This window comes from Gordonia amicalis NBRC 100051 = JCM 11271, from assembly GCF_000332995.1.
Classification (GTDB): Bacteria; Actinomycetota; Actinomycetes; order Mycobacteriales; family Mycobacteriaceae; genus Gordonia; species Gordonia amicalis.
The window spans coordinates 36,143-43,637 of record NZ_BANS01000052.1; the positions used below are offsets into that span (position 1 = coordinate 36,143).

General features: G+C 69.9%; 5 protein-coding genes and 1 pseudogene. 3 read left to right on the forward strand and 3 right to left on the reverse strand.

The genetic code is table 11. The annotated features are described in order from the left end of the window. Positions 1-42 precede the first annotated feature (42 nt). The 3 genes from exaC (at position 43) to GOAMI_RS20325 (ending at position 2,883) form a co-directional block, all read left to right on the forward strand. Positions 43-1,566, forward strand: a complete 1,524-nt coding sequence (gene exaC / locus GOAMI_RS20315; protein ID WP_006438484.1) for an acetaldehyde dehydrogenase ExaC — start codon at positions 43-45, stop codon at positions 1,564-1,566. Positions 1,567-1,817: 251 nt separating this feature from the next. After that, positions 1,818-2,243 (forward strand): DUF779 domain-containing protein, encoded by a 426-nt coding sequence (locus GOAMI_RS20320; protein WP_006438485.1) that lies wholly within the window; start codon positions 1,818-1,820, stop codon positions 2,241-2,243. A gap of 103 nt (positions 2,244-2,346) precedes the next feature. Beyond that, complete coding sequence (locus GOAMI_RS20325) at positions 2,347-2,883, forward strand: hypothetical protein (protein ID WP_157228352.1); 537 nt, start codon at positions 2,347-2,349, stop codon at positions 2,881-2,883. Here GOAMI_RS20325 and GOAMI_RS20330 read toward each other — a convergent pair. The 3 genes and pseudogenes from GOAMI_RS20330 to GOAMI_RS20340 form a co-directional block, all read right to left on the reverse strand. Then, a complete protein-coding gene (locus GOAMI_RS20330; RefSeq protein ID WP_006438487.1) occupies positions 2,852-4,396 on the reverse strand; it encodes a dynamin family protein in 1,545 nt (514 codons plus the stop codon). The two genes, GOAMI_RS20325 and GOAMI_RS20330, sit on opposite strands and share 32 nt — an antisense overlap. Next, the gene (locus GOAMI_RS20335) at positions 4,396-6,321 is read right to left on the reverse strand and encodes a dynamin family protein (RefSeq protein ID WP_006438488.1); all 1,926 of its coding nucleotides are present in this window, start codon (positions 6,319-6,321) and stop codon (positions 4,396-4,398) included. The genes GOAMI_RS20330 and GOAMI_RS20335 overlap by 1 nt, the downstream gene beginning before the upstream one ends. 156 nt (positions 6,322-6,477) lie before the next feature. Further along, positions 6,478-7,495 (reverse strand): annotated as a pseudogene (locus GOAMI_RS20340) (IniB N-terminal domain-containing protein); the annotation flags it as partial.

A 7,495-nucleotide genomic window follows, 5' to 3' on the forward strand; every position in this document is an offset into this window, starting at 1 on the left:
TCCAGCCGCCCTCGAGAAGAGGCCGACACGCAAGGAGTGACCATGACCGTCTTCGCAAAGCCCGGTGCCGATGGCTCGGTGATGAGCTACGAGTCGCGCTACGACAACTGGATCGGCGGCCAGTGGACCCCGCCCGTCAAGGGTCAGTACTTCGAGAACCCGTCGCCGGTGGACGGCAAGACGTTCTGTGAGGTCGCCCGGTCGACCGCCGAGGACATCGACCTCGCCCTCGACGCCGCGCACAAGGCGGCGCCGGCCTGGGGCAAGACCCCCGTCGCCGAGCGTTCCCTCGCCCTGTTGCGCATCGCCGACCGCATGGAGGAGAACCTCGAGAAGCTCGCGGTCGCCGAGACCTGGGACAACGGCAAGGCCGTCCGCGAGACCCTCGCCGCCGACATCCCGCTGGCCATCGACCACTTCCGTTACTTCGCCGGTGCGCTGCGCGCCCAGCAGGGTTCGATCTCCGAGATCGACGAGGACACCGTCGCCTACCACTTCCACGAGCCGCTCGGCGTCGTCGGCCAGATCATCCCGTGGAACTTCCCGATCCTCATGGCGGTCTGGAAGCTCGCCCCGGCTCTCGCCGCCGGCAACGCGGTGGTGCTCAAGCCCGCCGAGCAGACCCCGGCGTCGATCCTCTACCTGGTGAGCCTCATCAGCGATCTGCTGCCCGCGGGTGTTCTCAACGTGGTCAACGGATTCGGCGTCGAGGCCGGCAAGCCCCTCGCGTCGAGCAACCGCATCCGCAAGATCGCCTTCACCGGTGAGACCACCACCGGCCGCCTCATCATGCAGTACGCGTCGGAGAACCTGATCCCGGTCACCCTCGAGCTCGGCGGCAAGAGCCCGAACATCTTCTTCAACGACGTCATGTCGTCCGACGACAGCTTCCTCGACCGTGCGCTCGAGGGCTTCTCGATGTTCGCGCTCAACCAGGGCGAGGTGTGCACCTGCCCGAGCCGCGCGCTGATCCAGCAGGACATCTACGACGAGTTCATCGCCAAGGCCGTCGACCGCGTCTCGAAGATCAAGCAGGGCAACCCGCTCGACACCGACACCATGATGGGTGCCCAGGCGTCGAACGACCAGTTCGAGAAGATCTCCTCGTATCTCGCCATCGGCCGGGACGAGGGTGCCCAGGTGCTCACCGGCGGCGAGGCCGCGGATCTCGGCGGCGACCTGTCCGACGGCTACTACATCAAGCCGACAGTCTTCCAGGGCAACAACAAGATGCGCATCTTCCAGGAGGAGATCTTCGGCCCGGTCCTCGCGGTCACCACCTTCAAGGACTTCGCCGACGCCATGCACATCGCCAACGACACCCTGTACGGCCTCGGTGCCGGCGTGTGGAGCCGTGACGGTGCTACCGCATACCGGGCCGGCCGCGAGATCCAGGCCGGTCGCGTGTGGACCAACACCTACCACGACTACCCGGCACACGCGGCCTTCGGCGGCTACAAGCAGTCCGGCATCGGCCGCGAGAACCACCTGATGATGCTCGAGCACTACCAGCAGACCAAGAACCTCCTGGTCGGCTACGCGCAGAACGCGAAGGGCTTCTTCTGATCCGGACCCTTCGAGACGCTCGCAGGCTCGCAAGCTCGCGCTTCCTGCTCCTTGAATAGCCCGGAGCTTGCGGAGGGCGTATCGAAAGGACTCGCCAACCCTTCGAGACGCTCGCAAGCTCGCTCCTCAGGGAGCGGGGGACGCTCGCAAGCTCGCTCCTCAGGGAGCGGGGGACGCTCGCAAGCTCGCTCCTCAGGGAGCGGGGGACGCTCGCAAGCTCGCTCCTCAGGAAGCGGGAAAGGTGATTGAGAATGACCACCGAACAGAGTGCTCCTGATCGGGTGGTCGCCACAGACGCCGCCGTGCAGCTCCTGACCAAACTGACGGAGTTGCACGGCGGACTCATGATCCACCAGTCCGGTGGGTGCTGTGACGGCTCGGCCCCGATGTGTTATCCGGTGGGGGAGTACCGGGTCGGCCAGCGCGATGTGTTGGTCGGCGAGATCGAACTCGCCGAACCCATTCCGGCCGTGCGGGTCTGGATCAACGGTGACCAGTTCGAGTTGTGGAAGCACACGCAGCTCATCCTCGACGTCGTGAAGGGTCGTGGCGCCGGGTTCAGTCTGGAAGCGCCCGAAGGCGTGCGTTTCCTCTCGCGTGCGCGGGCGTTCACCGAGGAGGAGAACGAACTCCTCGCGGCGTCACCGCCGTTGACGGGTGCAACAGCCGGCGACTGAGTGACCATCGCAGAGTGCGTCGTGAGTGTCGAAATCCGATACTCACGACGCACTCTCGGTTCGCCGGAAGATGTCGTCGACCGCCTACCATCGAAGGATGCCGATGTCCGGCGATACACCGCCACCTCGTCCGCGCGTTGCCGTCACGCCCATGCGCCCCCGGCAGACGACCGAACGCCCCGGGACCGTGCGCTGGGTCGTCCTGGGGTGGATCGTCACCGTCGCGCTGATGATCGTCGCCGTGCTGGTGATCGCAGCATCGCTCGACGACATCCGCGCGGTGCTGGCCGCCGACCTGATCCGCGAACATCCCGAGAGCGGCACCGACGCCGGACGCGCCGTCGACGTCTCGCTGCTCGTCGGCGCGGGTGTCGCCCTGGTCGTCGTGGTGCTCGGCGTGACCGGCGCGGTGCGACTCTGGAGCGGCCGACGATCGGGGCGGACGCTCCTGGCGTTCGGCGCGGTGGTCGCGACCGCCGGCGCGGTGGCCTTCCACCTCACCGTCAGTCCGTCGTCAGAAGGCCTCGGCGACGCCGGGTTGCCCACGCCGGTGCTGTGGGCGCCGGCGGCCGCGGCGGTGATCGCGCTGATCGCCACCGGGGGCGCGTTCACCCGCGCGGTGAGTGCGTTCCTACGCTGAAATCGCCTGTCCCGGAAAATGACCGCGGCTCGTCGAGTCGCGCGACGATGCCCTCGGCACTCCGGACGGCCACCTGGCATCCGGATGCGACGTCCGGGGCGATCAGTGGGTGGCCCGCGAGGGACCGCCAGGTGCGAGCGGCCTGGATCGCCGACGCGCGAAGCTCCGGCACGTCGGTGTCCGCGGGCTGACCCAGGCGCGTCGCGGGATCGATTCCCGAGCCGCCGATGAGGCGGGTGAGGTCGGCGATCTGTTCCGGGGGCAGGTCGAGACCGCCGACGCGAATGGTGCTGAGCAGCCGCAGTTCCCGGAAGCCGTGTACGTCGGCGAGTTCCCGGCGAACCGACGCCCGCAGCTGCGCCGCCGGCGCCGAGGCGGAGGCCGCCAGCAGGTGATCGAGGGTCACCAGCGCCGAATGGGATTTGAGTTCGTCGGCGCGCTGGGCGAACTGGGTGTCGATGATGGCGCTCAACTCCGACAAGCCGCTGCGTTCGACGAGTTCCGCGGCCAGCGCGGTGGACGACGTCGCGCCGAAGCGGATGAGGGTGACCGCCAGCCGGATGCCGAAGACACCGAAACGCTCGGCCAGCGACCGTCGGAGATCGGCGGGGATGTCGGGCAGGATGTCGGGCCGGGCGAATCGGTCCATCGTCAGCAGGGCCGCCTCGAGCTCGGCCCCCGGCGTCGAGGCGAGCTGGGCGAGTGCGCGGAACTCGACCTCGCGCAGCGTCCGGGCAGCCAGTGCGAGCAGCCCGGCGACGGGGACCACCGCCTGGCAGAGGCCCGTCCGTTCGAGCTCCCCGGCGAAGCGTCCCGCGATCTGTTGGGCGGAGATCATCGCATCCATCCGCCCGGCGCCCAGCTCGTCGGCGCGGGATACGACGCCGATCACCCCCAGCGGACCCGACGATCCGCCGATCGCGGTGCCGATGCGCCGCAGCATGGCCGTGTCCGTGGCGGTGAGGGATCGCAGCAGATAGACGACCGCGTCGACGCCGGACCGCCCCCGGTGCTCCTCGCTCCCTGACTCGCCCCGGGGCGCGAGGAGGCGAATCGTGGAGTCGGACAACTCCGTCGACAACGACGCGGTGCCCGGCGTGTCCACGATCGTCGTGGTTTGCAGCGCGCGGGCGGGCCATTCGACGTCGAGATGGTCCACGCGGTCGGCGGTGAGCCGTCCGAAGTCGAAGCCCAGGCGCCCGTCGATGCGGGTCACCGGGATTCCGACGGTCCGACCGTCGTCGATGTGCGCGGTCACCGACGGCGACCGGCCGCTGCGGTACCAGGTGACGACGCGCGTGCACTCGGTGGCATCCGTCGGTGCGATGTCCTGTCCGACAAGTGCATTGAGCAACGTGGACTTGCCGGCCTTCAGCGATCCCGCCAGGGCGACCCGGACCGGCTGATACATCCGGTGTTCGCAGAGGTCGAGCTCGGCCTGCGCGCGGGGGTCGTCGGCCAGTGCGCCGCGGGCGGCGTCGAGAAATGCACGCGCACGATCGATCCCGGCCATCAGCGAGACTGTCCTGACGCGTGGCGACCGGCCTTCGGTTGCGCCGGGTCGAGATGATCGGGGTCGAAGTGATCTGCGGCCTTGCGGAGGGCGGCGACCGCGGTCAGCCGGGACTCGAGTTCGGCAGCTCGACGGGCCCGCTCGGACTCGGTCGACGTCGCTGCTGACTGTGCGGCACTGAGGGATTCGGAGATGGAACGGGCGGTCTGCTCCGCGACGAAGCTGAAATGGTCGCGCAGCACGCGCTGGATGACGCGCAACCGGTCACGGGACTCCTTGCCGACCTGGAAGCTGACGTCGTCGGTGAAGGCCCGCACCGCCACCTTCGCCTTGGCGCGCCGCTCGAGCACCTTCGCCTGCTTGTCGTCACGGTATGCCTTGGTGCCCAACAGGAATCCGGCGCCCACCGAGACCGGGTTGATCAACGCCATGCCGACCATCGTCGAGATGAGCCCGAACATCAGCACGCCGCCGTAGGACCCCCGCATCCCGATCAGCAGTTTCTGCGTCACGCCGACCTTGCCGCTGTCGAGTTCGGCGAGTTCGGCCACCGAGTCGAGCACGCCGGTCAGGTCGGCGACATCGATGTCGGGGAGGGAACTCTGCCCGGCGGCGGCGAAATGGTCGGCGACCCGCTCGGCCAGCCAGACCGACCGCTCATGAGCCCAGACGAAGTTGTCGCCGATCACCGCTGCCGTCTGGTCGGCCAGCCACTCGCTGAGCTGCTCCCAGTCGACGCCCGGATCGCCCTCGTCGATGGCGCGTTCGGCTTCGCGGGTGACCGCGCGCAGCCGATCGCGCAGGTCGTGGTCGATGTCGGCGGCGAGGTCGGCGACCCCGTCGGCCAATGTCTGCTGCCACTGTGCCGATTTCCGGCGCATCGCCTCGGCGTCGGCCTTGGCCTCCTGCAGCGCCCGGACGGCCTTGTTCGCGGTGTCCGGATCGCGGAGTGCGGCCAGTTCGCTGCCCAAGGTGAGCGCGAGATGTTCACTGACGACCCGGAGATCGGTGGCGACCGCCCCGCGGGCCGCTTGCTGCGCGGTGGCCACCACGCGGTCGCGCAGGTAGCGGTAGAGATCGAGGAAGCCGGCCTCGGCGTTGAGTTCTTCGTCGCCCAGGCGCAGCGCGTGCGAGCGCAGCACCGACGACACCGGCAGTACGGGGATGTCGATGCCGGCGGTCCGCAGATGCGCGCGATCGGCATCGGCGACGGCCCGCCAGTGCGGATACAGGTCGGTCTTCGTGATCAGGCACGCGACGGTCGGACACAGGCCGATCACCTGCTGGAGAAAGGACATCTCCGGCGCGGTGAACTCCTGGCTGGCGTCCGACAGCACCAGGACCGCGTCGGCGGCCGCCACCATGCCCAATGTGGCTGCGGCATAAGGGTGTCCGTGGCCGCCGACGCCGGGTGTGTCGACGAGGACGAGACCGTCCGCCAGCAGCGGACCGGGCGCACCGATCTCCAGCCGCAACACCTCGCGGCCGCCGGCGAGCGGGGAGTCGGGGGTGATGGCACCGATCGCGTCCATCGGGACCGGAATGCGATTGTCGTCGGACGGACCGTCGACGACGAGGTGGGCCGTCGGTTGCCGGGCATGCGAGATCACGGTCGGCACCGCGGTCGTCTCGTCGTCGCCCACCGAGCACACGTCGAGGTCGAGCAGCGCATTGACGAAGTGACTCTTGCCCTGTTTGAGCTGCCCCACCACGACGATCCGCAGGCGGGGGTCGGAGATGCGGGTCCGTGCGCCGTCGAGGCGGGTGACGAGGTCGGTTCGTCCGGCCTCGCGGGCCACCTCCGACATGGTGGTCAGCAGGTCACCGATGGTGGAGGGCGCCGACGACGGGGCGGCGGCCGCGGAGACCTGCGCGACGTCGACCGGCCGGGCGGCCGGCGGGAACTCGGCGGGGGAATTGGTCATGGTGTCCTCACGGTAGTGGTGACTCGGCGCACGCGGTCGGCATTGGGGACGTGTCCGGGTGCGCTACCCGGAGACGGGGTCGGCCCCGGCACCGCACGCGTCCAGCGAGGTGCTGGTCGTCGGGCGGCGCCGGGGCGATTCCGTCGTGTCCGGGGGTCAGCCGGCGTCCGGTCCGGCGTCGACGTCTCCGGATGCGGCCGCACCGGCATCCGAGTCGGCTCCCAGTCCATCGGTCAGCCCGCCGGTGAGACCACCGGTGAGGTCGCCGGTCAGGCCGCCGGTGAGCCCGCTCGTCGTGTCGGCCACGCCTCCGACCGTCGAGTCCAGGGCTCCGCCGAGTCCGGCGTCGGTGTGCGTGACGCCGCCGAGGTCGACGCCGCCGCCGGCCTCGCCGCCGCCGGTGAATCCGCCGGTCAGGCCGCCGGAGACGTCCCCGGGGAGATCGGTGCCGAGGTTGCCGGCGGCGTCGGTCGTCGCGCCGAGGGTGCCACCCAGGGTCGAGTCGAGCGCACCGACCGCTTCGCCGCCGACGTTCACTGCGCCGCCGGCCGCGCCGGAGACGGCGGTGGTCAGGTCGCCGGTGACCTCCGCCGGGAGTGAACTGTCGAGGCCCAGGTCGCCGCCGAGGCCGAGGCCACCGCCCAGACCCAGGTCACCGCCGAGACCCAGATCACCGCCGAGACCCGGACCGCTGTCGAGGGCCGAACCGATCCCCGTGTCCAGCGTCGTCCCGAGCCCGGCGAGTCCGCCGCCGAGTCCGGTCTCGAGGGTGCCGGTGAGATCGTCGGCGGCGGTGCCACCCAGTCCGACGGTGGTCAGGATCGGGCCGCCCACGGTGATGCTGCCCTCCGGGGAGATCACGAGACTCGGGTTGAGCACCGCGCCGAGCTCACCGGTGAGCACATCGCCGAGACCACCCGTGGCCTCCAGCGTCGAGTCGAGGGTCGCGACCAGGCCGTTGGTGGCCGACAGATCGACATCGAGTGCGTTGCTGAGCGTGCTGCTCAGGGCGCCCGCCAGGTCCGCTCCGCCCGCCAGCTCGCCGGCGAGGCTTCCGCCGAGCTCGCCGCTCAGTGCGGTGCCGAGAACCGCGCCCAGGGATGCGCCGAGGTCGGCTCCCACGTCGCCGCCGGCACCCAGGACGGTCTCCAGGGTTCCGGTGAGGTCGGTGGCC